A 23,988-nucleotide genomic window follows, 5' to 3' on the forward strand; every position below is an offset into this window, starting at 1 on the left:
GGGTGGTGGTGGCGCGCGCACCTCGCGTCCACACCCACCCCAGCGGGGGCCTGGACTGGGGCGCCGAATGACGAACCCGGGGGCGGGCGCCCCGCCCCCCGCACCCCGGTGCTCAGCTCATCTCAGGGTGCCCAGGGCGCCTCCACCGCCCAGGTGGTGTCCTCGGTGAACGTGGCCGGGTTGTCCCAGTCGTGCCCGCCGCCCGGGGTGGCTAGCCACACCTCCGACTTGATGTGCCGCATGTAGCTGCCCGGCAGGTTCGCGCTGGTCAGCCGCACACCACCGGTGCCGGCGACCGCGCACCAGGTTGCGTCGGCCTTGAAGAGCGCGGACCCGTCGCTCGCGTCGCGGCGGACCCGGAAGTCCCGGTGGCGCAGATACTCGCCCGGGTAGTTGCGCGACTCGAACGAGTAGCAGTTGCCGTTCGCCAGGCCCGGCACGATCTTCCAGGTGGCGTCGTTCTTCAGCAGCGCGCTGCTGTTGCCGTCGACCACCTCGGTGAAGGCCAGCGAGTCCTGGTGGCGCAGATACTTGTTGGTGTAGCCGGGCGTGGTGACCCGCAGGGACTTGTAGCCCCCGGTGGGCAGGGTCACCGGCGGGGCCGGGTTCTTCGAGGCGTTGATGAGGGCCTGGTTGGCGGCCCGCACCCGGGCCGTGTCCACCTTGACGACCTGGCGGTCGTAGGTGAGCAGCCCGTTGGCCTCGTTCTCCACATCGGTGATCTCGGTGTACACCGAGGCGGAGAGGCCCGCCGGGAGCTGGCCGATCCGGATGCCGTCGATGAGCCCGACGAACCGGTTGTTCAGCGCGGCGATGCTCGGCTGGTCCTCGTAACTGAAGCCGCCGCCGGGGAACCACTCGTGCCCCGGGGCCTTGTAGCCCAGGCCGCCGAACTCGCCGAGGACGGCCGCGCGGGTCGCGGTCGGCGCGGTGTTGCCGGGGCCGACGTAGATGTGGTTGTCGACCACGTCACCGTTGCCGCCGTCCACCGAGCCGCAGCAGTTGACCCCGCTCATGTTGTCGACCAGCCGGGTCGGGTCGTACGCCTTGACCTCATTGGCGATCCTGGCCTGGTCGTACTGCCCCCAGCCCTCGTTCTGGTCCACCCACATGACCAGCGACGGCGAGCTGCGGTGCTGGTCGATGATCGCGTGGAACTCGGCCTCCCACTGGGTGCGGGCCGCCGAACTCGGGGACTTGCCGGTGTCCATGGCCGGCATGTCCTGCCAGACCAGGAGCCCCAGCTTGTCCGCCCAGTAGAACCAGCGCTGCGGTTCGACCTTGATGTGCTTGCGGACCATGTTGAACCCGAGGTCCTTGTGGGCCTGGAGGTCCGACTTCAGGGCGGCGTCGGTCGGCGCGGTGTAGATGCCGTCCGGCCAGTAGCCCTGGTCCAGGGTGCCCGTCTGGAAGACGAACTTCCCGTTCAGGACCGGCCGCAGGACGTTGTCGACCTTCGCGATCGCGATCGAGCGCATCCCGGTGTAGCTGCCGACCGAGTCCGTCACCGCCGAACCGTCGAGCAGCTCCGCCTTGACGTCGTACAGGAACGGGTCGTCCGGGGTCCACAGATGCGTGTTCGGCACCGGTACGGAGACCGTGGAGCCGACGGTACCGGTGGCCGAGCCGACCACGGTGCCGCCGCTGGACACGGTGACCCTGGCCGTACGCCCGGACGCCGAGTCGGCCTGCACCTTCACCCGCAGGGTGCTGTCGCCCAGGTGCGGCGTCATGTCCAGCCGGGTGATGTGCGCGGCGGCGACCGGTTCCAGCCACACCGTCTGCCAGATGCCGGAGGCGGCGGTGTAGAAGATCCCGCCCCCGCTGTGCGGCTGCACATCATTGATGCGCTGCTTGCCGACCGCCTGGCCGCCGGTCTGCGTCGGGTCGTAGACGGACACGACGATCGTGTTGGTACCGCCGTTGAGCTGGGGCGTGATGTCGTACGAGAACGAGTCGTACCCGCCCTTGTGCGCGCCCACCTGGGTGCCGTTGACCCAGACCGTGGTCTGCCAGTCGGACGCGCCGAAGTTGAGCACGGTCCGGCGGCCGTTCCAGTTCGACGGCACCGTGAAGGTGCGCTTGTACCAGAGCTTGTCGTTCTCGGTGATCCTGCGCTGGATGCCCGAGAGCGCGGACTCGGCGACGAACGGCACCCGGATCTGGTCCGGCCACGACGACGGCTGCCCGGCGTCCCGGCCGGTGACCGCGAAGTCCCAGATGCCGTTGAGGTTGGCCCAGTCGGACCGGGTCAGCTGCGGGCGCGGGTACTCCGGCAGCGGCTTGTCGACCGGGACCTGGTTGGTCCAGGGCGTCGTCATCGGCGGCGTCTTGGGCGACCAGGACGCGGCACCGGCCGGCGAGGCGCCGACCCCGACGAGCGCGGAGGACACCAGCGCCAGCAGGCCGGTCGTCGCGATCGCCCGTCTCCACCACGGCTTTCGGCCGGGTACTCGTAAACGGCTCACAGGTTCGTCTCCTTGGTTCGGTTCGGCCCCCGGGGGACGGGAGCGGTCTGGGGGAGGGGCGCGGAGCGCCGGGAATCAGACGAGCTGCCAGAGGTGGTCGTCGGTGCCGTTGTCGTCGTACTGCACGACATGGGCGCTGTCGGCGGTGGACATGTCGTCGACGCCGAGGACCTTGCCGGAGTGGCGGTTGCGGACGCGGTACCAGCCGCCGCCGTCCGGGACGAGCTGCCAGAGGTGGTCGTCGGTGCCGTTGTCGTCGAACTGGACGACGTGCGCGCTGTTGTCCAGGGACATGTTGTCGACGCCGAGGACCTTGCCGGAGTGATGGTTGCGGATGCGGTACCAGCCGTCCCCTTCCGCGACCAGCCGCCAGTCGTGGTCGTCGGTGCCCGTGTCCCCGAACTGCACGACGTGCGCGCTGTTGGCGGTGGACATGACGTCGACGCCCAGGACCTTGTCGGAGTGGCGGTTGCGGATGCGGTACCAGCGGTCCGCGAGCCACGGCTCCGCGCCCGGGTCCGTGGTCGGGAAGGAGGTGATGCGCAGCCTGGCCGCTCCCATCGGGACGAGGGTGACCTCCTCCACCGGCTCGGTGCTGCGGGCCGGCGAATCCTGGAGCGGGGCCACCACGTGCTCGTCGTCGGCCGTCCACTCCGGGATGCGGCGCGCCTTCGCGGTGATGGACAGCGGGGTGCCGTCGAGCGTGAAGGGGTTGCCGGCCTTCACCCGGCGGGCGCTGTGGTGGCGCAGGGAGGCGGCGGGCTTCTTCGCGTCCAGGACAAGCCCGTAGTTCCACGGGCCGGTCGCGTGGACCGCGTACTCGGGGAACTGGTCGCTGCCGCCGATGCGCTCGTACGTCTCGCCGACGCGCAGCGAGTACGTGAGCGGGCCGTGGTCCACGCTGACGGAGCCCCGGTTGTCCGCCCAGGTGCGCACGGTGGTGCGCTGCGGGAAGCGCAGGGTGACCCGGTCCCCGTCGGCCCAGGTGCGGTCGATCCGGGTGAAGGCGGGGCCGGCCGGGGCGTCCACGCGCCGCCCGTTCACCGCGATCTCGGGGGCGTCGCACCAGGCCGGGACGCGCAGCACCAGCGGGAAGGCCAGCGGCTTGGGGGCCTTCAGGGTGAGGGTGACCGCGTCCGTGAAGGGGTAGTCCGTCTCCTCGGTGAACGTGACCTCGGTGCCGTCGGCGACCTTGGCCGTCACCTCGCAGGCGGCGTACATCGCGGCGGCCAGGCCCCCGTCGGGGGTGGCGAGCCACAGCTCCTCGGTGAAGTAGGGCCAGCCCATGCCGTAGTTGTGCGGGCAGCAGCGGTACTGGTCGACGCCCGGCAGGAACGCCTGCATGGCGAACCCGTTCTGGAACTGGCGCTCCGACTTGGGCACGTTGTCCAGGTCGACGCTGTTGGCGCTGGTGATGTAGTGGATCGCCTTCCCCGAGGGGTCGAGCGAGGCGGGCAGCGAGTTGAACGCCAGCTCCTCGCAGCGGTCGGCCCACAGCGGGTCGCCGGTGATCCGGGTCAGCAGCTGGTGGCTGGCCATGAACTCCACGATTCCGCAGGTCTCGAAGCCCTGCCGGGGGTCGCCGTGCCCGGGCCGCGCGTTCTCGTCCCCGGCGAAACCGCCGCCGGGGAACTGCCCGTACTGGTCCATGGCCTTGCCGTACGTCCCGTACGTGTCCCGGGTGTCCTGCGCCGAGCCGCTGCGCAGCGCGTACTGGGCGGGTTCGCGGAAGCCCTGGGCGATGTTCACGTTGTGCGGGTTGACCAGGTTGTCGCCCCAGTCGGCACCGTACGTGTGGATCTTGTCGGCGAGGTCCAGCAGGAAGGTGTCCCCGGTGCGGTTGAACAGCCAGAAGACGCTGTCCAGGCCGTCGCCCCAGCGCAGGGCGATCCAGCTGGTGTTGAAGGCGCCCGGGCCTTGGGCGTTCATGTACCGGAAGAACCGGCTCAGGAAGGGGATGATCCGGGTGTCCCCGGTGTACTCCTGCCAGGAGCGCAGGGCCTGCACCAGCGGCAGGAACGGCCAGAAGTCCGGGCCGCCGTTCAGCGAGGTGCGCAGCGCCTTCGGGCCGAAGAAGCCGTCGGACTGCTGGGTGGCCAGGATCGCGTCGAACCAGCGGCGCACCGCCGCGAGCGCCTTCGCGTCGCCGGTGACGATCGCCAGGTCGGTGTAGCCGCGCAGCCAGTACGGGACCTCCTCCCAGCCGCCGAGGTCGGGGCGCACCCAGCCGGTGGCCGAGAAGTCGAGGAAGTGCGAGAACTCCTCGTACCGGCCGCACAAGCCGTCGAGCTGGAGCTTCAGCTGTCCGGCGAGCCAGCCGCGCGCGGTGACCCGGCCGGGCGGGAGCTTCAGGAAGGCGGTGGGGTGCAGGGGCGCGGCGTTGGGGGAGTAGTGGCCGCCGTGCGCGGGCCGTACCCGGTGCTCGGCGGCGGTCGCGGTGCCCGACCAGCGGCCGGCCGCCGTGGTGGCGGCCACGGTGGCGAGCGCGGTGGTCATGAGCTGTCTGCGGTTCAGGGGCATGGGGGAGGGCTCCTGCTCTGCCGGACCTGGAACTCCGGCGTGGGAATGCGCATGACAAGAGAGGGTGCGGCCATGGTGCGGCGGAACGGGCCGGCCGCGCGCATGACGAAGAGCGCCTTCGCGATCCGTACGGAGGGCGCGGGCACTTTTCTGCAACGTTGGAAAATGGGGTTCCGGCGGTATGACAGCACGCCGTCAGGCGGCTGTCCAGAGGTGCGACGGCAACGTCCTGGTCCGGGCGCCGGAGTTGGACGAAGTGGCTTCGACACATTTTGGAAACGCATCGACAACGCTCTTGCCGCCCGTGCCGCACCGCCTATATAACGTTGTAAACCGAGCCGCCGAGAGGCCGCGCAGGCTCTCACGACCGCAGTTTGTGCAGCTAGGGGCCGTCTCCTAGCGGGGCCGTGAGTGCAGTGACATGGGCCGCCGCGCAGCGGCCGATGCAACGTCCAGCCATGACCGACCGCACGCCCCTCGGCGTGCCGTCATCCCGCCAAGGAGCTCCCGCGCATGATGATCCAGCGTCGATCCCGTACCCTCGCCGTGGCCTGCGTCCTCGCCGCCACCGCCACGCTGGCCGTTTCCGGCTGCTCCAAGTCGGAGGGCTCGGACAACAACGCGAGCAGCGACAGCAGCCAGGCAGCACAGGCGGCCAAGACCCCCGAGTCCTCGTCCGGTTCGGGCTGCTCGCTGCAGACCTACGGCGCTCCGAAGCTCGACCTGAAGAACGCGGTCGTCGGCTTCTCCCAGTCGGAGAAGGAGGCCAACCCCTTCCGCATCGCCGAGACCCAGTCCATCAAGGACGAGGCGAAGAAGCTCGGCGTCAAGAAGGTCCTCACCACCAACGCCCAGTCGCAGCTGCCCAAGCAGATCAGCGACATCCAGGACATGCTCGCCCAGGGCGCCCAGTTCCTCATCGTCGCCCCGCTGAACTCGGACGGCCTGGAGCCGGCCCTCAAGGCCGCCGCCGCGAAGAAGGTCCCGGTCCTCACCATCGACCGCAAGCTCAACGCCACCGCCTGCAAGGACTACGTGTCCTTCCTGGGCTCAGACTTCGTGGAGCAGGGCAAGCGCGCCGCCGACGCGATGATCAAGGTGACCGGCGGCAAGGGCAAGGTCGCCATCCTCCTCGGCTCGTCGGGCAACGGCGTCACCACCGACCGCACCAAGGGCTTCGTGGACCAGCTCAAGGCCAAGGCCCCCGGCATGGAGATCGTCGCCCAGCAGACCGGTGAGTTCGCCCGCGACAAGGGCCAGCAGGTCACCGAGCAGCTGATCCAGTCCAAGCCCGGCATCACCGCCATCTACGCCGAGAACGACGAGATGGGCCTCGGCGCCGTCACCGCGGTGAAGGCCGCCGGCAAGAAGCCCGGCAAGGACATCAAGATCGTCTCCGTCGACGGCACCCGCAACGCGGTCCAGGCCATCGTCAACGGCGAGTACAACGCCGTCATCGAGTCCAACCCGCGCTTCGGCCCGCTGGCCTTCGCGACCGCCCAGAAGTTCTACGGCGGCGAGGAGATCCCCGAGAACGTCATCATCAGCGACCGCTCGTACGACGAGTCCAACGCCAAGTCCACGATCGGCAACGCTTTCTGATCCCAGCCGGCCCCACCTGCCCGTACCGGCTCCGTCGGTTCACCGCCGCCGTGGCGCTCCCCCGCCACGGCGGCCACCGGGCCCCCATCCTTGGAAGAGCGGAAGGCCAAGACCAGCCATGGCACCACCCGAAGCAGTACCGCAGCCGCCGGAGCCGGCCGCCGACGTGAAGGAGAGCAGCGCGACCGGAACGGCCCTCGCGGACGAGCCCGGCGCGGCACCCGCCGTCCTGGAGGCCCGCTCGGTCAGCAAGCGGTTCCCGGGCGTCGTCGCCCTCGACGGCGTCTCGTTCTCCCTGCGCGCCGGCGAGACCCACGCCCTGGTGGGGGAGAACGGAGCCGGGAAGTCCACCCTCATCAAGGTGCTGACCGGCGTCTACCGCCCCGACGAGGGCGAGTTGCGGCTGGCCGGTGAACAGGTCTCCTTCAACCGGCCCTTCGAGGCACAGCAGGCCGGGATCTCCACGATCTACCAGGAGGTGAACCTCGTCCCGCTGATGAGCGTGGCGCGCAACATCTTCCTCGGCCGCGAGCCCAAGAACCGCTTCGGCCTGATCGACTTCCCCCGGATGTACCGCGAGGCGAGCGAACTCCTCGACGGCTTCGGCGTCCGCGTCGACCCGAAGCGCCCCCTGCACACCCTGGGCATCGGCACCCAGCAGATGGTCGCCATGGCCCGCGCCGTCTCCGTGAACGCCCAGGTCGTCATCATGGACGAACCCACCTCCTCGCTGGAGCCCCGCGAGGTCGAGACCCTCTTCCGGGTCATCGAGGACCTGCGCGGCCGCGGCATCGCCGTCCTCTACGTCAGCCACCGCATGGACGAGCTGTACCGGATCTGCGACCGGGTCACCGTCCTGCGCGACGGCAAGCACATCCACACCGGCGACCTCGCCGACCTCGACCGGATGCAGCTCGTCTCGATGATGCTCGGCCGCGACATGGCCGAGGTACGCCGCGAAGGGCTCACCAACTTCGACTCCGAGGGCCACGAGGCCGCGCGCACCCCCGTCCTCACCGCCACCGGCCTCTCCCGCGACCACCAGCTGCACGACATCTCCCTCGACCTGTACGCGGGCGAGGTCATGGGCCTCGGCGGACTCCTCGGCTCCGGGCGCAGCGAGACCGCGAAGGCCATCGCCGGAGCGCTCTCCCTGGACTCCGGCGAGGTGAGCATCGCCGGCCGCACCCTGCGCCGCCTGACCTCCGCCGGCGCCATCCGGGCCGGGATCAGCCTGCTGCCCGAGGACCGCAAGGCCGAGGGCATCGTGCCCGGCCTCTCGGTCCGCGAGAACATCGTGCTGGCCGCGATGCCCCGGCTCTCCCGGGCCGGCATCGTCTCCCGTGCCAAGCAGGACCGTATTGTCGACATCTTCATGAAGCGACTCCGGATCAAGGCGGCGAGCCCCGAGCAGAAGGTCGGCGAGCTCTCCGGCGGCAACCAGCAGAAGGTGCTGCTGGCCCGCTGGCTCTGCCTGGAACCCAAGGTCCTGCTGCTCGACGAACCCACCCGGGGCATCGACGTCGGCGCCAAGGCCGAGGTCCAGAGCCTCATCGACGACCTCGCCCGCGAGGGCCTGGCCGTCCTGCTCATCTCCTCCGACATCGAGGAACTGATCGAGGGCGCCGACCGGATCGTCGTCCTGCGGGGCGGCGCGGTCGCGGGCGAACTGGCGGGCGACGAGGTGGCGGAGAGCCATCTGCTCGAAGTGCTCGCCGCCCACTCACCGGCTGCCGCGGACAAGGCGCCGGCCGCGAAGGAGGACCCCCGATGACCCAGGCCGCAGTCACCACCCCCGCAGCCCGGCCGTTCGCCCGGCTGCGCGACCCCGCCTGGTACCAGGAGTACGGCGTATACCTCGCCGTCGCGGTCGTCCTCGTCTTCAACGCCCTGTTCACCGAGCACTTCATGACGGTGGACAACCTGCGCACCCAGCTCGTCCAGGTCGCCCCGATCGTCATCGTCGCGCTCGGCATGGCGCTCGTCATCGGCACCGAGGGCGTCGACCTCTCCGTCGGCTCGACCATGGCCCTGGCCGCCGCGCTGCTGCCGCTCTACCTCGGCTACGGACTGGTCCCCGCGCTCGTCATGGCGCTGCTCGCCGGCGCCCTCGTCGGAGCGGTCAACGGCACCCTGGTCTCGCTCGTCGGCCTCCAGCCGATCGTCGCCACACTCGCCCTGTTCGTCGGCGGCCGGGGCCTCGCCCTGGTCATCGCGGACAGCCAGCTCAAGCAGATCGTCAACCCCGACCTGCTCTCCCTGGGCACCGGCTCCTTCCTCGGCATCCCGCTGGTCGTCCTCATCGCCGGTGTCCTCGCCGTCGCCGTGGCCTTCCTCGTCACCCGGACCACCTTCGGCCGCCAGGTCGTCGCCATCGGCGGCAACCGCTCCGCAGCCGCCCTGGCCGGACTGCCCGTGCGGCGGGTGCTCATCGGGGTGTACGTGCTCTGCGGGGTGCTCGCCGCCCTCGCCGGAGTCCTGGCCACCGCCAGGCTCACCGCCAGCGACCCCTCCTCGCTCGGCACGCTCATGGAACTCTCCGCCATCACGGCGGTCGTGGTGGGCGGCACCCCGCTCAACGGCGGCTCCATCCGGGTCCTCGGCACCGTCGCCGGCGCCCTGCTGATGCAGCTGCTGCGGGCCACGCTCATCAAGCACGACCTGCCCGACTCCACCGCACAGATCGCCCAGGCGGCCATCATCATCGCCGCCGTCTACGTCGCCCGGGAGCGTCGGTCCCGATGAACGAAACCTCACCTGCCCCGGCGGCCCCCGCCCCGGCCCCGCGCAAGACCTCCGGCGCCACCACGCCGGCGCCCGGTGCCGGATCACCGCGCACGACCGGCGGGCGGATCGCCGAACTCCTGCAACGCCAGGGCGTCCTGGTCGTCCTCCTGGCGGTCGTGGCCGTCGCGTCCTGCATCTACCCGTCGACGTTCTCCACCCTGGACAACGCCCGCGGGGTGACCGTCCAGGCCTCGTTCCTGGCCGTCGTCGCGCTCGGGATGACCATGGTCATCATCACCGGCGGCATCGACCTCTCCGTGGGGTCCGTCTTCGCCCTGGGCGGGGTGCTCGCCGCCTGGGCCTCCCAATGGGGCATCCTGCCCGCCCTGTTGGTCCCGCTCGTGGTGTGCGGTGCGATCGGCCTGCTCAACGGGTTCCTCGTGGCCCGTGCCGGAATGGCCCCGTTCATCGTCACGCTCGCCACCCTCCTCGGGGCGCGCGGGCTGCTCCTCGCGATCACGGACGAGGGCGCCACCACCTACCTGGTGCCCAAGGACTCCGCCTTCGCCGAGCTCGGCCAGGGGGCGATCTGGGGCTTCGGCTACCCGATCTTCATCGCCCTCGCGCTGTTCGGCCTCGGCGGACTCCTGCTCCAGCGCACCTCGTTCGGGCAGTCGATCTTCGCCGTCGGCGGCAGCAGCGACGCGGCCACGCTGATGGGCCTGCCCGTCGCCCGTACGAAGATGCTCGTCTACACGCTCAGCGGACTGCTGGCCGGGCTGGCCGGCGCGCTCAACGCCGCCCGGCTCTCCTCCGGAGTCACCATCCTCGGCGTGGGCATGGAGCTCGACGCGATCTCCGCCGTCGTCATCGGCGGCACCCTCCTCATCGGCGGCGCCGGCTCCATCAGCGGAACGCTCTGGGGCGTCCTGCTCCTTCAGGTCATCCAGAACCTGATCAACCAGATCGGCACGCTGAACTCCTCGTACCAGTCGGTCGTCAGCGGCGGCTTCCTTATCGTTGTCGTCGTGGCCCAGCGCTATCTGGCGCGCAGCCGCAGAACCACCTGAACCGGTGCCGGGGCCCCACGGCCCCGGCACCGTTCGAGCCGAACCGGCGGGAGCCGGGCCACCGCGCCTCACCGCGCGACAAGTCGATTCAGGGAGTGCCGTGGGCGTCAGCCTCAAGGACGTTGCGCAACGGGCGGGCGTGTCCATCAAGACCGTGTCGAACGTGGTGAACAACTATCAGCACGTCACACCGAAGATGCGCGCCAAGGTGCAGCAGGCCATCGACGAGCTCGGCTACCGGCCGAACCTCACCGCCCGCCATCTGCGCAAGGGCCGCACCGGGATCATCGCGCTCGCCGTCCCCGAGTTCGGCAACCCGTACTTCGCGGAGCTGGCCGGCGCGGTCGTCGACGCGGCCGCCCGGCACGACTACACCGTGCTCGTCGACCACACCGCCGGACTGCGCGAGAAGGAACTCCTCGTCAGCCAGGGGTTCCGGTCCCACGTCATCGACGGGCTCATCATGAGCCCGATCCACCTGGAGACCGAGGACCTGATGGCGCGCACCGATACCGCGCCCCTGGTCCTGCTCGGCGAGCGCGAGTACGAGGCCCCCTACGACCACATCGCCATCGACAACGTCGCGGCGGCCCGCGAGGCCGTACGCCATCTCGTCGAGCTCGGCCACCGCCGCATCGCCTTCCTCGGCTCCCGCACCGGCCGCGAACGCCAGCCCGCCCACCTCCGGCTGCGCGGCTGGCGCGAGGAACTGGACGCCTCCGGGATCGAGCCCGACGAGGCGCTGGTCGTCGTCACCGACGGCTACGGCCGCGAGGACGGGGCCTCCGCCATGGCCGCGCTGCTGGACCGGGGCGAGCGCCCCGACGCCGTCTTCGCGTACAACGACCTCATCGCCATCGGCGCCATGCGCACCCTCACCGCACGCGGCCTGCGCATCCCCGAGGACGTCGCCGTCGTCGGCTTCGACGACATCGAGGAGAGCCTCTACGGCGCGACCACGCTCACCACCGTGGCGCCCGACAAGGAGGCCATCGCCCGGCTCGCCGTCGACAGCCTGGTCGAGCGCCTCTCCGGCGAGCCGGTGGCGGAGCCCAGGCGGCCCCGGCCCGGCTACCGGCTCGTCGTCCGCGAATCCACCGTTCCCCGGCCGGCCGCCGGACCGGCGGCACCGTAGCCACGGGCCGGACTCCCCGCCACCCCTGGGGAGTCCGCCCTCGCCCACGGCCCGCCCGTCCGGCCGCTCCGGCCTTCCGATCGCCCCAAGGATCATTGATGCCTCGCCCCACCGTGCACAGCAAACCGTTCGGCGCCCACGGGTCCACGGACGTCGACATCTGGACGCTCGACTCCGGCACCGGAGTCCGGGCCGAGATCCTCACCTACGGCGGCATCCTGCACAGGCTCACCGTGCCCGACACCGCCGGCACCCCGGCCTCGGTCGTCCGCTCGCTGCCCGCCCTCGACGACTACACGGGCAAGAACCCGTTCTTCGGCGCCCTCGTCGGCCGTTACGCCAACCGCATCGCGCACGGCAGGTTCACCCTCGACGGCACGGAGCACCAGGTCCCCGCCACCGACCGGGGCCACGCCCTGCACGGCGGGCCGGACGGCTTCCACACCCGGATCTGGCGGGCGGAGGGCACCGCGACGGACGAGGCGGCCGTCCTGCGGCTCACGCTGCACAGCCCCGACGGCGACATGGGCTTCCCCGGCGCGCTGGACGTGACCGTGACGTACACCCTCGACGCGGCCGGCACCCTGGCGCTCGACTACGCGGCCACCACCGACCGCGCCACCGTCGTCAGCCTCACCAACCACGCGTACTTCGACCTGACCGCGCGGGGCGACATCCTCGGCCACACCCTCCAGGTGGACGCCGCGCACTACCTCCCCGTGGACGAGGAGGGCATCCCCGAGGGCCCCGCCGCGCCCGTAGCCGCCACCCCGTTCGACCTGACCGCGCCGCAGACCCTCGCGGACCGGATCGCCCTGCCCGACGAACAGCTGCGCCGCGCGGGCGGGTTCGACCACTGCTGGGTCCTCGACGGTGCGGACGCACCGGCCGCTCCCCGCCGCGCCGCCCGCCTCACGGCACCCGACGGCACGCGGGTCATGGAGGTGTGGACCACCGAACCGGGCATCCAGGTCTACACCGCCAACCAGCTGGACGGCACCCTCGCCGACCCGGAAGGCGGCCACCACGAGCGCCACAGCGCCGTCTGCCTGGAGACCCAGCACCTCCCCGACTCGCCCAACCGCCCGGACCACCCGTCCACGGTGCTGCGCCCCGGCGAACACCTCCGCAGCCGCACCGAATACCGCTTCCCGCACCTGGCGGGGTGAGCTCCGGTCCATGACGGCTCCCGTACCGTGCGGCGAATTACGATGAGCCTCGTAGTATGGGAGCCCCGGACGGAGCGACGATGCGGAGAGCGACCGTGACCCCTGCCAGCACCACCGCCCCGGCAGCGGGCGCGCGCACCCTGCCCCACCCCGCCCGCGAGGAGATCCGGCTCGAAGCGGTCCTGCACGCCCTCTCGGACCCGGTGCGGCTGTGTGTCGTACGCGAACTGGCCGCCGCCGGGGCCGAGCTCACCTGCTCCTGCTTCGACCTGCCGGTCACCAAGTCCACCTCCACGCACCACTTCCGGGTGCTGCGCGAGAGCGGCATCGTCCAGCAGACCTACCGGGGCACCGCCAAGATGAACGGGCTGCGCCGGGACGACCTCGACGCGCTGTTCCCCGGGCTGCTCGACCGAGTCCTGGAAGCGGCGGCCGGCCAGGCGGTGCGCCTCGGCGAGGCGTGAGGCGGGGGCTCGCTCGCCGTACGGGCCGGTGTTGTCACGGACCGTAATACTTCATTGACCGATCAGCCGTGACGGGACATGCTGTACCCCCGCCACGGACCGGTTCCGGCGACGCAGGGGATCGCCGGAGCCGGGACGTCTCAGAACGCCGGCCGCTCGCCGCCCCCGGTCGCCGCGGCCCACTCGACCAGCAGACGCTGGTACTGCTCCTCGTCCTCCGCGGACAGGTGACCGCCCGAACGCCGCCACAGGTCGCGAATGTCTTCATTCACCACTGCTGCGGGGCGTACGGAATCGGACGGGCACGGAGTCGGGGACATGTTCTCCAGGCTAAGGCCACGATGTGACAATCCGACCCATTGCGCGTCAGGGACATCTCTCACATGTGTCTCAGGCAACCTTCTCGGTCAGTCCGAGCTCCCGCAGCCCGTCGGGCCGCTCATCCACGGGCAGATGGCGTACGAAACGGACCTCGCAGCCCAGCGCCGCGGCCCCGCCGTCGGCGCGCCGGTCGTCGCCGACCATGACCACATCCGCCGGATCCTGTTCGAGAAGTGTGCACGCGGTGCGGAAGAGACGTGCGTCCGGCTTCTGGACGCCGTGCTCGTAGGAGAGGACGTACGCGTCCACATAGCGGTCCAGGCCGTGCGCGCGGAAGACGGGGCGCAGGTCCCAGCCGATGTTGCTGACGACCCCGATCCGGACCCCGGCCGCGCGCAGCCCGTCCAGCACCTCCGCCGCGTCCGGGTAGGGGCGCCAGGCGTCCGGGCGCAGATGGCGGTCGTACAGCGCGTCGTAGAGACCGGGGTCGGGCAGGGCCACCTGGCGGGCCAGGCCGGTGTACACCGCGCGGTGCAGCTCGGCGCTCTCGTCGCGGTGCGCCCAGCCGTCCGCCAGCTCCTCGGGCATCCGCTTCGGGCCGGGACCGCCCGGCAGCGCGCCGAACGCCTCCAGCTCCGCCGCGTACCGCTCGAAGGCGGCCTCGTCCACGCGCACCCCCCGTTCGGCGAGGGTCGCGGCGAGCCAGGAACGGACCGGCTCGATCCGGAACAGCGTCCCGGAGAAGTCGAAGAGGGCACCCTTGATCGGCATGGCACCGATCCTCGCCGAATCGGCGGGCCCCGGGCAAGGGCGCCCGTCCGGCGGCCACGGCGCCCTGCCCGGTCAGAGCCCCCGGCGCGCGGGCGAGGCGGTGCGCCACCGGTCGAAGCCCAGGACCGCGAAGGCGGCCAGCGCGGCCCCGAGCAGCCACCCGCCCAGCACGTCGGACGGCCAGTGCACGCCCAGGTACAGCCGGGTGAGCCCGACCCCGAGCACCGATACGGCCGCCGTGCCCACCGCCGCCCGCCACACCCCGCGCCGCACACCGGACCGGTACAGCAGCCACAGCAGTAGCCCACAGCTCACGGTCGCCGTCATCGCGTGCCCCGAGGGGTAGGCCGCGTAGTGGGCGGAGTCCACCGGGTCCGTCCACTGCGGCCGGTCCCGCCCGACGGCGGCCTTCACGCCCTGCTGGACGAGCGCCGAGAGCAGCGTCGTCGCCGCCACCCACACCGCGAGCGGCCGGGCGCCGCGCCACCACAGGACCACCACCGCGACGGCGATCAGCGCGCGGAACGTCCACGGGTCCCACAACCAGTCCGTCAGCAGCCGGTTGACATGGACGAAGCCGGGTTCGGTCACCGCCCGCCGGTGCAGCGCCTCCGCGATCCGCCCGTCCAGGTCCACGAGCGGCCGCCACCGGGCGACGACCAGCGCCGTCACCGCACCGCCGAGCACCGCGCAGACCGTGCCCGTCCGCGAGAGGCGCGAAGCGGCGCGGACCCGGCCGACGGGGGAGAGCAGCGGAATGTGCATGGCACGATCCTCGCCGACCGGTGCCGCCTCCGGCCATTTCAGCGCGCCCGAAGAACCCGTTCGCTACTTCAGCGCGCTGAGCCCCGGGACGAACGCCACCAGCAGCGGGACCACGGGCACCAGCGCCGCCGCCGCGGTCAGCCGCAGCCGCCGTCCGGCCGTGAGCCGGCCCGCCGGGGCCAGCAGCCGGTTCACCCGCAGCGGCAGCTCCGCGTCGGCGGCCGAGGACGGGCCGAACACGCCCCGGTCCTCGTTGAGTTCGACCAGGGCGAGAGCGATCGTCAGCCGGCCGAAGCGCCGTGAGGCCACATCGTCGGCCGCCAGCTCGACCAGCCGGTGCATCTCGTTGCGGAAGGCCGCGAAGACCGGGACCTGCGGGAAGCCGGAGGCCAGCGCCTCCGAGCAGTTGAGCAGCCAGTCGTGCCGGGCCTGCGCGTGGCCCTGCTCATGGGCGAGGACCGCGTCGAGCTGGCGTCCCTTCAGCCGCCCCAGCGCGGCCGTGGTGATGACGAGTTGGGGCGCGGAGCCCGGCAGCCACCAGGCGTCGGGGCGCTCACCCTCCAGCACGACGAGGCGCCCGGACCCCGGCTCCTCACCGGGCATCAGCGGGGCGCGCACCAGGAGTTCGGTCCGCCGCTGCCTGCGCCGCAGCTGCGCCCGGTGGATCTCCCGGGCCAGCATGGCGGCCGTCCACACCCCGCCGAGGGCCAGCAGCACCGCCATCACCGCCGACCACGCCCCGTGGCCGGCGAGGGCGTACGCCTCCACGACGGCGTGCGGCGCGGGCGCGAAGACATGGCCCCGTACCGCCTGCCAGGCGGCGGCCGCGCTGATCGTCATGGCGAGGGCGAACGACAGCAGCACCGCGGCCACCACGCACTGCCACACCCACAGCGCCACCACCGGCTCGCGCTCGGGCCACTCGGCCCGCGCCATCACGCGCGGGGTCACGACGGCGGCCAGTGCACCGAGCAGCAGCAGCGCTAGGGAGACCCACATGGCGTCAGCCTATGAGGGCCGCGCCACACACGGATATGGCTCCGCGCGCCAAGTGACGCACACCACGAAAGGCGGCCCTTCCTGTCTCACAGGGTGAGCAGCATCGCGAACATGGCTATGCCCATGGTCAGCCGGCACGCCAGCGCCAGCTCCGGGCGCGCCCCCCAGCCCCCGGGCGAGGAGGGCCCGCCGGCGGTGGCCGCCGCGGCCATCGGCACCAGCCGGGCGCCCGAGCGCAGCACGTACACCGCGTAGTAGACGAGGAGCAGCCCCGTGAGCAGGGGTATGCCGCCCGGGGCGCCGGCCATGCTGTGCGAACCCATCGCGTGCGCGGCATGGCCGCCGCCGTGCCCGCCCGCCCCGGCCCGGGCCATCACCACCGCCATGTAGACCATCGCGGAGGAGCCGACCAAGTGGTGCAGATGGTGTCCGCTGCGCCGGGAGAACCACAGCGCCCGCAGCGCCGCGACCCCGAAGAACACGGCATAGACCGCCCACCCCCAGGCGGGCGGGGCGACGGCGGCCGCCGGGATCGCCATCGAGGCCATGCCGAAGCCCATCAGCGCCTCGGCCCGCGCGGCTCTGCGCTCCTCCGTGCTCCCGGTACGGGTCCGCAGCAAGCAGTACGAGCCCGTCACCGCGCACAACGCCATCAGCAGCCATCCGGACATCGCCGGTCCGTGCACAGCAGCCCTCCCCCCGGGCGAACGACATCGCCGTCGACCGGTAGATGCCCGGGGCCGGACACCCGTACGCGGCGCACGGAGGCGTAAGGGGAGCGCGCGACGGGAGTGTTTCCGCGAAGCGCCCGGTGCGCGCTCCCGCGCGCCCCGTGAGCACCGCCGGGAGCCCCGGCGCCGCCCTCGGAGTTACGCTGCTCCGGCACCGCCCCCGCACAGAATCCGGAGACACCCCGCCATGGACACCGCCCCGCCCCGGGACACGGGAGAGCTGACGTTCCGCGACGCCACCGAAGCGGACATCCCCGCGCTCGTCGAGCTGATCGAGTCGGCGTACCGGGGCGACAGCAGCCGCGCCGGCTGGACCACCGAGGCGGACATCCTCCAGGGGCAGCGCACCGACCCGCCGGGCGTGCGCGCCGTGGTCGAGAGCCCGGACAGCCGGCTGCTCGTGGTGGAGCGCGACGGCGTGCCCGTCGCCTGCTGCCAGCTGGAGCACCGCGGCGAGGCCGCGTACTTCGGCATGTTCGCGGTCCGTCCCGCGCTCCAGGGCGCCGGCCTCGGCAAGGTGATCATCGCCGAGGCCGAGCGCACCGTCCGGGAGGGCTGGGGCGTACGGGAGATGCACATGACCGTGATCTCCGTACGCGAGGAGCTCATCGCCTGGTACGAGCGCCGGGGCTACCGCCGCACGGGCAAGCTGTCCCCGTTCCCGTACGGCGACGAGCGCTTCGGCATCCCCCAGCGCGACGACCTGGCCTTCGAACTGCTGGTCAAGGAGCTGGCCGGCTGATTCTTCAGGCGGTGGCGCCGCCCCCGCGCTGGATGTCGGGGTGGTCGGTGGTCACGCCGTCCAGCCCCAGCCCCTCGGCCAGCCGCAGCTGCTTCTGGGTGTTGACCGTCCAGCCGAAGACCGTCAGCCCCTCGGCGTGGGCCTTGTCGACCAGTTCCAGCGTGATGCGCCGGACGTTCAGGATCAGCCGGGTCGCGCCCACCGCCTTCGCGCGGTCCAGCAGGTCCCCGCCCCAGCGGCTCGCCACCAGCGCCGTCCGCACGCCCGGGACCAGCTGCGCGATCTCGGCGATCGCCTCGTCGTGGAACGAGATCACCTCGACGCGCTCGACGAGGTCGCGCTCGTGCATCACCCGGGCCAGGGTGCGGGCCGCCGCCACGTCCTTGATCTCCGCCTGGAGCGGGGACCGCACGGCGTCCAGGACCTCCTCGAAGACGGGCACCCGCTCGCCCAGGCCCGCGTCGAGCGCGCGCAGCTCGGCGAGCGTCTTCTCCGCGATCGGGCCCTCGCCGTCGGTCGTCCGGTCCACCTCCGCGTCGTGCATGACGGCCAGCGCGCCGTCCTTGCTCAGATGCAGGTCCAGCTCGATGAGGTCCACGCCCTCCTTCTCGGCACGGACGAACGAGCGCAGAGTGTTCTCCGGCTCGAAGCCCGCCGCTCCGCGATGACCGATCGTGAGAATAGACAAGGCCCGCTCGCTTCCGTCGACGCTCTGTTCCCGAGGCAGCCTAGTGGCCTCGGAACGCCGTAGGGGGGAGGGGCGGGGCCGACCGCGCAGCGCCCCGCGAAACCCCCGAAGAAGCCGCCTCGGCGGCGTACCACAGGAAAAATGACGGTGACCATGGGGGTCGGCAGGATAATTTCCACAATCCCACTTGTCCCGGGGACTCGCACGCGGATACGGTGGTCAGACGCGAGGTTCTCCCGTGGAGGAAGTGTGATGACGGAAATTCTTGTGCACGACGCCGTATCCGGCGACATAGCTGCCGCCCCACGGGTGATCGAGCACCCGGCCTGGCCCGCGCTCAAGAACGCCGTGGAGGAGATCCGCCCCTGGCAGTCGAAGGACGGTTCCATCGACTTCGACGCCGAGGGCGCGCCCGCCCCGGCGCTCGCCGAGGCCGCCGTGGAGCGGGTGATCGGCGCCGTCGAGGAGCTGTCACCGCTGCTGCCGCACGACGCCGCGTACCACCGCGCCCTCGTGAAGGACCTGCGCGGCTGGGTGGGCGGCGGTTTCGACGTCCCCGACTTCCTGGACTCCCTGCTGGCCTTCCAGCCGGCCAAGGGGCGCGCCGACGGCCTCCAGCACCTCGTCGTCTTCGCCATGTACACCCAGAACGGCAACCCCGACCGCAACCTCGAAGCGGTCGTGCTGCGCATGGTCTGGCCCGACTGGCTCGCCGAGCTGGAGGCCGCCCGCTACGACAACCCGCTGTTCTGCGGCATCACCTTCGAGGACTTCACCTCCGGCTACGACACCAACTCCGCGGTGCTCTTCCCGGAGACCATCGCCGTCCGCGAGGCCCCCGAGCGCTTCAGCTGGGGCGGCATCTTCTGCGACCGCGAGGCCGCCCGCTTCCGCCGCGTCACCGAGGCGGCCGTCGACCTCCTCGGTGTCGAGCTGCCCGACGACATCCGCGCGATGATCGGCGACCAGCAGCGCTGCGAGCAGGCGTTCGTGCTCTGGGACATGGTCCACGACCGCACCCACAGCCACGGCGACCTGCCGTTCGACCCTTTCATGATCAAGCAGCGCCAGCCGTTCTGGATGTACGGCCTCGAAGAGCTGCGCTGCGACCTCACCGCCTTCAAGGAGGCCGTGAAGCTGGAGGCCGAGGGCAACCCGCACGGCCGCGACGTGCAGTACGCCGTCCTCTTCGACCGGATGTTCCGCTTCCCGGTTACCGGCGAGCGCGTCCGCAACTACGACGGCCTCGGCGGCCAGCTCCTCTTCGCGTACCTCCACAAGCACGACGTGGTCCGCTGGACCGACAACACGCTCCGGATCGACTGGGAGCGCGCCCCGCAGGTCACCAACCAGCTCTGCGCCGAGATCGAGAAGCTGTACCGGGACGGCATCGACCGCCCCAAGATCGTCCACTGGTTCGCCGCGTACGACCTCGTCTCCACCTACCTCGCCCCGCACCCCGGCTCCCGCTGGGCCAAGGGCCCGGACGCCCTGGACCTCTCCCAGCCGCCGCGGAAACTCGTGGACGACGTGCTTCCGGACGAGTTTCCCCTGAGCATGTTCTATGAGGCCCTCTCCAAGAAGCTGAAGAACGTGATCGCCTCGACCAAGGGCATCACCGCCTCGGACGCGGGGAAGGCTGCCGCGTGAGCACAGGTCCCAAGGAGGCGGAGGCCATGAACGGAACAAGCACGGGCGACGCGGACGGTGCGCTCGAAGGCGCCGTAGTCGCCGTCGCGGGAGCGGCCGGACCGGCCGGCCGGGCCACGCTGCTGCGCCTCGCCGAGGCGGGCGCGGTCGTCGTCGCGTCGGACTCCCACCCCACCCGGCTCGCCGAGGCCGTCGACGCGGCGCGCTACGCCCACGGCGGCGCGACCGTCACCGGCGACACCGTCGACCTGCTCGACCTGGGGGCCACCCGGGATTGGGCGGCCAAGACGGAGAAGGAGTTCGGCCGCGTCGACGGCGTCGTCCACCTCGTGGGCGGCTGGCGCGGCAGCGCGACCTTCGCCGAGACCGACCCCGCCGACTGGACTCTGCTGGAGAAGCTGCTGATCCGCACGGTGCAGAACACCTCGCTGGCCTTCCACGACTGCCTGCTGCGCAGCGACCGGGGGCGCTTCCTGCTGACCAGTGCGGCGGGCGCCACCAAGCCCACCGCGGGCAACGCCGCCTATGCCGCTGCCAAGGCCGCCGCCGAGGCGTGGACCCTGGCCCTCGCCGACTCCTTCCGCAAGGCGGGGGGCGAGGACGGCCCCCGCAGCGCGGCTGCGATCCTGGTGGTGAAGGCACTGGTGCACGACGCGATGCGCGCCGAGCGCCCGAATGCGAAGTTCGCGGGCTTCACCGACGTCAAGGACCTGGCCGATGCCATCGCCGGCGTCTGGGACCGGCCCGCCCCGGAAGTGAACGGAAAGCGCCTGTGGCTGACCCCGCAACCGTAAGGACCGACGCGCGTCGCCATCACGACCCGCAGGTCCGCGGTTTCGCCAGTGACAACTACGCGGGGACGCACCCCGAGATCCTCGCGGCGCTCGCCCTCGCCAACGGCGGCCACCAGGTCGCCTACGGCGAGGACGACTACACGGGCCATCTCCAGCGCGTCATGCACAGCCACTTCGGCCCCACCGCCGAGGCCTTCCCGGTCTTCAACGGAACCGGCGCCAACGTGGTGTCGCTCCAGGCCATGACCGACCGCTGGGGCGCGGTCATCTGCGCCGAGTCCGCGCACATCAATGTGGACGAGGGCGGCGCGCCCGAGCGGGTCGGCGGCCTCAAGCTGCTCACCGTCCCCACCGAGGACGGCAAGCTCACCCCGGAGCTCATCGACCGGCAGGCGTACGGCTGGGACGACGAGCACCGGGCCATGCCGCAGGTCGTCTCGATCACCCAGAACACCGAGCTGGGCACCGTCTACACCCCCGGCGAGATCCGCGCCATCTGCGAGCACGCCCACGGGCACGGCATGACGGTGCACCTCGACGGCGCCCGCATAGCCAACGCGTCGGCGTCCCTGGACGTGCCCATGCGTACGTTCACCAACTCCGCCGGCGTCGATGTGCTCTCGTTCGGCGGCACGAAGAACGGGGCCATCTTCGGCGAGGCCGTCGTCGTCCTGAACCCCGACGCGGTCCGGGCCATGAAGCACCTGCGCAAGCTGTCGATGCAGCTCGCTTCCAAGATGCGCTTCGTCTCCGTACAGCTGGAGGCGCTGCTCGCGGGCGACCTGTGGCTGCGCAACGCCCGGCACGCCAACGCCATGGCCCAGCGGCTCGCCGAGGGCGTGCGCGGGATCGGCGGCGTGGAAATCCTCTACCCCGTGCAGGCCAACGCCGTCTTCGCGCGGCTCCCGCACGCGGTGAGCGAACGGCTGCAGAAGCGCTTCCGCTTCTACTTCTGGGACGAGCAGGCCGGTGACGTGCGCTGGATGTGCGCCTTCGACACCACGGAGGAGGACGTCGACGCGTTCCTCCTCGCGCTCAAGGAGGAGATGGCCGCCGCCTAGCGGGGGCCCGAACGCCGGGGTGCGGACGGTCCGTCCGCACCCCGGCGTGACGTTTCAGCCGCGCTCGCGGACCTCGGCCGGAGTCGGAGCCGTACCGCCCAGGTGCGCGGGCACCCACCACGTGTCACTCGCGTCCTTCGGCCGGACCGGATAGGCCCGCTGGGCCGCTTCGAGCAGCTCCTGCACCCGCTCGCGCAGCCGCCGCGTGATGGCGCCCGCGTACTGGTCGGTGGGGGCCTCCACGGGCTCGCCGACGCGAATGGTGACCGGGATGTGGTTGCGCTTGAAGCTGCGCGGCCGGCCCTTCGTCCAGAGCCGCTGCGTGCCCCACAGCGCCATCGGGATCAGCGGCACCCCGGCCTCCTGCGCCAGGCGCGCGGCACCGGACTTGAAGCTCTTGAGCGTGAACGACTCCGAGATCGTCGCCTCGGGGAACACCCCGACGATCTCACCGGACCGCAGCGACTCCAGCGCGTGCGCGTACGCGTCCTCGCCCTGCTTGCGGTCGACGGGAATGTGCTTCATGCCGCGCATCAGAGGCCCGGAGACCTTGTGCCGGAATACCGATTCCTTGGCCATGAAACGCACCAGCCGCTTCTGCGGGAGCGCGGCGAGGCCACTGAAGATGAAGTCCAGATAACTGATGTGGTTGCTGACCAGAACAGCGCCACCGGTCTTCGGGATGTGCTCCGAACCCTGAGTGTCGATCTTCAGGTCGAGCGCCTTGAAAAACGTGCGAGCGGCGCCGATGACCGGCCGATAGACGAGTTCTGCCATCTGGGGAAGACCCTTTCTTCAGCGCCCGCGGAGGTTCTCCCGGCGGAAGTTACGCAGCCGTAGGTTTTCGGCATTGGGGCGATCGTGCCCCATACGGTGACGTGGTGGCCAGTCCCGGCGGCGCCGGGCCGCGAGATTCTCGTCACGTAGGACGTCCGGGAATGCCCGCGGCGTCGCGGACGCTGACCCCTTGCGTAGAACTCTGACAGGAGGCCGCAGTGGACGGGCAGGCAGGCGCCGAGAGGCTGGACGCGGCACGACTCGGCGCGGAACTGGGGGAGCGGGCCACGCTCGTCCAGTTCTCCACCGCCTTCTGCCAGCCGTGCCGGGCCACCCGCCGCACCCTCGCGGAGGTGGCCGGCATGGTCGACGGGGTCGCCCATGTGGAGATCGACGCGGAGGCGCGTCTCGCGCTCGTACGCGACCTCGGCATCAGCCGGACCCCGACCGTCCTGGTCCTCGACGCCGGGGGCCGGATCGTCCGCCGGGCCGAGGGGCAGCCCCGCACCGTCGACGTCGTCGCCGCCCTCGGCCGGGCGATGTGACGGATCGTGATGCTTCTCCCACCTGATGGGACGGTCTTGACTGCACGGACCGCGCATCGTCAGTCTGACGTTATGCCGTCAGATCCCCTTCTCCATGGCCGTGCGTACATCGATCTCGCCCGCACCGCCGGCGCGTGCTGTCCGGGTGCCTGAACATCCACGACCCCGCACTTCCGACGCGCAGAAGGACATCTCCATGACGGCATCACCCGGGCTCGGCAAGGCGCGCACGGCATCCCCGGACCTCCTGCGCTCCGTGTTCCGCCGGCATGCCGCCGGAGTGGCCGTGATCACCGCCGCCGGCGAGCGGCCGGTCGGCTTCACCGCCACCTCGCTCAACTCCGTGGCCGCCGAGCCGCCCCTCGTCTCCTTCGGCGTCGGCACCTCGTCCTCCAGCTGGCCGGTGCTGGCCGAGGCCGAGCACGTGGGCGTGCACATACTCGGCGAACACCAACGGGAGCTGGCCGCGACCTTCGCCCGGAGCGGCGCCGACCGGTTCGGCCCGTCCACCTTTTGGCGCAGCGGGCCGGAGGGCGTTCCGCTGCTGGACGACGTGCTGGCGTGGCTGGTCTGCCGCGTCGTGGCCCGGATCCCGGCGGCCGACCACCACATCGTGATCGCGCAGGTGGTCGAGGGCGACCCGGCCGGCGGAGGCCGGCCGCTCGTCTATCACCAGGGCCGGTTCACGGCTCTGCGGGACTGACGCGACGCCCGCGGGTTCGCGGGCGGATCGCGTAGGGCAGATCACAGTGCAAAGCGCTTGCTCATTGGGCACACGCTGGATGTACTGGCGAGTAATATGACGGTCGGAGCGTCGGTCGCCCCGACCGGAAAACGCCCCATCAGGCGCCTATGCTGCGTGCAACAAGGCAGCCCGGAAATGACGATGCAGTAGGAGAGCCGGCGTGAGCTTGAGGATCGTTGTCACTGTGAAGTACGTGCCCGACGCGACCGGTGACCGGCATTTCGCCGATGACCTGACGTTGGAC

23 protein-coding genes and 1 pseudogene are annotated in these 23,988 nt (G+C 71.4%); 15 read left to right on the forward strand and 9 right to left on the reverse strand.

The features are described from left to right. Positions 1–122: 122 nt before the first annotated feature. Both ACIQZN_RS14190 and ACIQZN_RS14195 read right to left on the reverse strand, forming a co-directional pair. Positions 123–2,393 carry an AbfB domain-containing protein gene (locus ACIQZN_RS14190; protein ID WP_403992351.1) on the reverse strand — a complete coding sequence of 757 codons (2,271 nt, stop codon included), beginning with the start codon at positions 2,391–2,393 and terminating at the stop codon, positions 123–125. 150 nt (positions 2,394–2,543) lie between these two features. Beyond that, a complete protein-coding gene (locus ACIQZN_RS14195) occupies positions 2,544–4,988 on the reverse strand; it encodes an RICIN domain-containing protein (RefSeq protein WP_403992244.1) in 2,445 nt (814 codons plus the stop codon). A 513-nt stretch (positions 4,989–5,501) separates the two neighbouring features. Here ACIQZN_RS14195 and ACIQZN_RS14200 point away from each other — a divergent pair. From ACIQZN_RS14200 to ACIQZN_RS14230, 7 genes are all read left to right on the forward strand, one after another. Next, positions 5,502–6,590, forward strand: coding sequence for an ABC transporter substrate-binding protein (locus ACIQZN_RS14200; RefSeq protein WP_403992247.1), 1,089 nt, complete (start codon positions 5,502–5,504; stop codon positions 6,588–6,590). Between the two features lie 118 nt (positions 6,591–6,708). Beyond that, the gene (locus ACIQZN_RS14205; protein WP_403992250.1) at positions 6,709–8,364 is read left to right on the forward strand and encodes a sugar ABC transporter ATP-binding protein; all 1,656 of its coding nucleotides are present in this window, start codon (positions 6,709–6,711) and stop codon (positions 8,362–8,364) included. Beyond that, the gene (locus ACIQZN_RS14210; RefSeq protein WP_403992253.1) at positions 8,361–9,335 is read left to right on the forward strand and encodes an ABC transporter permease; all 975 of its coding nucleotides are present in this window, start codon (positions 8,361–8,363) and stop codon (positions 9,333–9,335) included. Before ACIQZN_RS14205 ends, ACIQZN_RS14210 begins: the two co-directional genes overlap by 4 nt. Beyond that, a complete protein-coding gene (locus tag ACIQZN_RS14215) occupies positions 9,332–10,387 on the forward strand; it encodes an ABC transporter permease (RefSeq protein ID WP_403992256.1) in 1,056 nt (351 codons plus the stop codon). Before ACIQZN_RS14210 ends, ACIQZN_RS14215 begins: the two co-directional genes overlap by 4 nt. A gap of 100 nt (positions 10,388–10,487) precedes the next feature. Next, the gene (locus ACIQZN_RS14220; RefSeq protein ID WP_403992259.1) at positions 10,488–11,522 is read left to right on the forward strand and encodes a LacI family DNA-binding transcriptional regulator; all 1,035 of its coding nucleotides are present in this window, start codon (positions 10,488–10,490) and stop codon (positions 11,520–11,522) included. Positions 11,523–11,620: 98 nt separating this feature from the next. Next, entirely contained in the window at positions 11,621–12,691 is a 1,071-nt protein-coding gene (locus ACIQZN_RS14225) for an aldose epimerase family protein (protein ID WP_403992261.1), read from the forward strand. Positions 12,692–12,771: 80 nt separating this feature from the next. After that, positions 12,772–13,155, forward strand: a complete 384-nt coding sequence (locus ACIQZN_RS14230) for an ArsR/SmtB family transcription factor (RefSeq protein ID WP_403992264.1) — start codon at positions 12,772–12,774, stop codon at positions 13,153–13,155. A 140-nt stretch (positions 13,156–13,295) separates the two neighbouring features. Here ACIQZN_RS14230 and ACIQZN_RS14235 read toward each other — a convergent pair whose 3' ends face one another. From ACIQZN_RS14235 to ACIQZN_RS14255, 5 genes are all read right to left on the reverse strand, one after another. Then, positions 13,296–13,475 (reverse strand): hypothetical protein, encoded by a 180-nt coding sequence (locus tag ACIQZN_RS14235; RefSeq protein ID WP_403992266.1) that lies wholly within the window; start codon positions 13,473–13,475, stop codon positions 13,296–13,298. A gap of 70 nt (positions 13,476–13,545) precedes the next feature. Beyond that, entirely contained in the window at positions 13,546–14,247 is a 702-nt protein-coding gene (locus ACIQZN_RS14240) for an HAD family hydrolase (RefSeq protein ID WP_403992269.1), read from the reverse strand. Between the two features lie 72 nt (positions 14,248–14,319). Beyond that, complete coding sequence (locus tag ACIQZN_RS14245; RefSeq protein ID WP_403992271.1) at positions 14,320–15,012, reverse strand: phosphatase PAP2 family protein; 693 nt, start codon at positions 15,010–15,012, stop codon at positions 14,320–14,322. Positions 15,013–15,075: 63 nt separating this feature from the next. After that, positions 15,076–16,011 carry a M56 family metallopeptidase gene (locus tag ACIQZN_RS14250; protein ID WP_403992274.1) on the reverse strand — a complete coding sequence of 312 codons (936 nt, stop codon included), beginning with the start codon at positions 16,009–16,011 and terminating at the stop codon, positions 15,076–15,078. Positions 16,012–16,097: 86 nt separating this feature from the next. Beyond that, complete coding sequence (locus ACIQZN_RS14255; protein ID WP_403992277.1) at positions 16,098–16,697, reverse strand: DUF5134 domain-containing protein; 600 nt, start codon at positions 16,695–16,697, stop codon at positions 16,098–16,100. Positions 16,698–16,929: 232 nt separating this feature from the next. Here ACIQZN_RS14255 and ACIQZN_RS14260 point away from each other — a divergent pair, with 232 nt between their 5' ends. Further along, positions 16,930–17,484, forward strand: coding sequence for a GNAT family N-acetyltransferase (locus ACIQZN_RS14260; protein WP_403992280.1), 555 nt, complete (start codon positions 16,930–16,932; stop codon positions 17,482–17,484). A gap of 4 nt (positions 17,485–17,488) precedes the next feature. Here ACIQZN_RS14260 and ACIQZN_RS14265 read toward each other — a convergent pair whose 3' ends face one another. Continuing rightward, a complete protein-coding gene (locus ACIQZN_RS14265) occupies positions 17,489–18,172 on the reverse strand; it encodes a glycerophosphodiester phosphodiesterase (RefSeq protein WP_403992283.1) in 684 nt (227 codons plus the stop codon). A 252-nt stretch (positions 18,173–18,424) separates the two neighbouring features. Here ACIQZN_RS14265 and ACIQZN_RS14270 point away from each other — a divergent pair, with 252 nt between their 5' ends. Genes ACIQZN_RS14270 through ACIQZN_RS14280 form a run of 3 tightly spaced genes read left to right on the forward strand, consistent with a single transcriptional unit; the run spans position 18,425 to position 21,677 of the window. Beyond that, positions 18,425–19,822 (forward strand): DUF6421 family protein, encoded by a 1,398-nt coding sequence (locus ACIQZN_RS14270; RefSeq protein ID WP_403992286.1) that lies wholly within the window; start codon positions 18,425–18,427, stop codon positions 19,820–19,822. 26 nt (positions 19,823–19,848) lie between these two features. Beyond that, positions 19,849–20,616: an SDR family NAD(P)-dependent oxidoreductase gene (locus tag ACIQZN_RS14275; protein ID WP_403992289.1), complete on the forward strand. Its 768-nt coding sequence runs from the start codon at positions 19,849–19,851 to the stop codon at positions 20,614–20,616. Next, positions 20,595–21,677 (forward strand): threonine aldolase family protein, encoded by a 1,083-nt coding sequence (locus tag ACIQZN_RS14280; RefSeq protein ID WP_403992292.1) that lies wholly within the window; start codon positions 20,595–20,597, stop codon positions 21,675–21,677. Before ACIQZN_RS14275 ends, ACIQZN_RS14280 begins: the two co-directional genes overlap by 22 nt. A 54-nt stretch (positions 21,678–21,731) precedes the next feature. Here ACIQZN_RS14280 and ACIQZN_RS14285 read toward each other — a convergent pair whose 3' ends face one another. After that, positions 21,732–22,454, reverse strand: coding sequence for a 1-acyl-sn-glycerol-3-phosphate acyltransferase (locus ACIQZN_RS14285; protein ID WP_161208160.1), 723 nt, complete (start codon positions 22,452–22,454; stop codon positions 21,732–21,734). Positions 22,455–22,672: 218 nt separating this feature from the next. Between ACIQZN_RS14285 and ACIQZN_RS14290 the strand changes: the two genes are divergently transcribed. The 4 genes and pseudogenes from ACIQZN_RS14290 to ACIQZN_RS14305 form a co-directional block, all read left to right on the forward strand. Continuing rightward, positions 22,673–22,999, forward strand: coding sequence for a TlpA family protein disulfide reductase (locus ACIQZN_RS14290; protein WP_403992295.1), 327 nt, complete (start codon positions 22,673–22,675; stop codon positions 22,997–22,999). A 72-nt stretch (positions 23,000–23,071) separates the two neighbouring features. Next, positions 23,072–23,152, forward strand: a complete 81-nt coding sequence (locus ACIQZN_RS14295; protein WP_376451235.1) for a putative leader peptide — start codon at positions 23,072–23,074, stop codon at positions 23,150–23,152. A 43-nt stretch (positions 23,153–23,195) separates the two neighbouring features. Further along, on the forward strand, positions 23,196–23,702 hold the full coding sequence (locus ACIQZN_RS14300) for a flavin reductase family protein (RefSeq protein WP_403992298.1): 507 nt from the start codon (positions 23,196–23,198) through the stop codon (positions 23,700–23,702). Between the two features lie 202 nt (positions 23,703–23,904). After that, positions 23,905–23,988: pseudogene (locus ACIQZN_RS14305) on the forward strand (electron transfer flavoprotein subunit beta); the annotation flags it as partial.

This window comes from Streptomyces sp. NPDC097595 (assembly GCF_044761525.1).
GTDB lineage: Bacteria > Actinomycetota > Actinomycetes > Streptomycetales > Streptomycetaceae > Streptomyces > Streptomyces drozdowiczii_A.

Bases quoted from the DNA above. Each gene is read 5' to 3' on its own strand.
- ACIQZN_RS14195 (WP_403992244.1), bottom strand. From the start codon at position 4,988: ATGCCCCTGAACCGCAGACAGCTCATGACCACCGCGCTCGCCACCGTG.
- ACIQZN_RS14200 (WP_403992247.1), top strand. From the start codon at position 5,502: ATGATGATCCAGCGTCGATCCCGTACCCTCGCCGTGGCCTGCGTCCTC.
- ACIQZN_RS14205 (WP_403992250.1), top strand. From the start codon at position 6,709: ATGGCACCACCCGAAGCAGTACCGCAGCCGCCGGAGCCGGCCGCCGAC.
- ACIQZN_RS14210 (WP_403992253.1), top strand. From the start codon at position 8,361: ATGACCCAGGCCGCAGTCACCACCCCCGCAGCCCGGCCGTTCGCCCGG.
- ACIQZN_RS14215 (WP_403992256.1), top strand. From the start codon at position 9,332: ATGAACGAAACCTCACCTGCCCCGGCGGCCCCCGCCCCGGCCCCGCGC.
- ACIQZN_RS14225 (WP_403992261.1), top strand. From the start codon at position 11,621: ATGCCTCGCCCCACCGTGCACAGCAAACCGTTCGGCGCCCACGGGTCC.
- ACIQZN_RS14230 (WP_403992264.1), top strand. From the start codon at position 12,772: ATGCGGAGAGCGACCGTGACCCCTGCCAGCACCACCGCCCCGGCAGCG.
- ACIQZN_RS14235 (WP_403992266.1), bottom strand. From the start codon at position 13,475: ATGTCCCCGACTCCGTGCCCGTCCGATTCCGTACGCCCCGCAGCAGTG.
- ACIQZN_RS14240 (WP_403992269.1), bottom strand. From the start codon at position 14,247: ATGCCGATCAAGGGTGCCCTCTTCGACTTCTCCGGGACGCTGTTCCGG.
- ACIQZN_RS14245 (WP_403992271.1), bottom strand. From the start codon at position 15,012: ATGCACATTCCGCTGCTCTCCCCCGTCGGCCGGGTCCGCGCCGCTTCG.
- ACIQZN_RS14250 (WP_403992274.1), bottom strand. From the start codon at position 16,011: ATGTGGGTCTCCCTAGCGCTGCTGCTGCTCGGTGCACTGGCCGCCGTC.
- ACIQZN_RS14260 (WP_403992280.1), top strand. From the start codon at position 16,930: ATGGACACCGCCCCGCCCCGGGACACGGGAGAGCTGACGTTCCGCGAC.
- ACIQZN_RS14270 (WP_403992286.1), top strand. From the start codon at position 18,425: ATGACGGAAATTCTTGTGCACGACGCCGTATCCGGCGACATAGCTGCC.
- ACIQZN_RS14275 (WP_403992289.1), top strand. From the start codon at position 19,849: ATGAACGGAACAAGCACGGGCGACGCGGACGGTGCGCTCGAAGGCGCC.
- ACIQZN_RS14285 (WP_161208160.1), bottom strand. From the start codon at position 22,454: ATGGCAGAACTCGTCTATCGGCCGGTCATCGGCGCCGCTCGCACGTTT.
- ACIQZN_RS14295 (WP_376451235.1), top strand. From the start codon at position 23,072: ATGCCGTCAGATCCCCTTCTCCATGGCCGTGCGTACATCGATCTCGCC.
- ACIQZN_RS14300 (WP_403992298.1), top strand. From the start codon at position 23,196: ATGACGGCATCACCCGGGCTCGGCAAGGCGCGCACGGCATCCCCGGAC.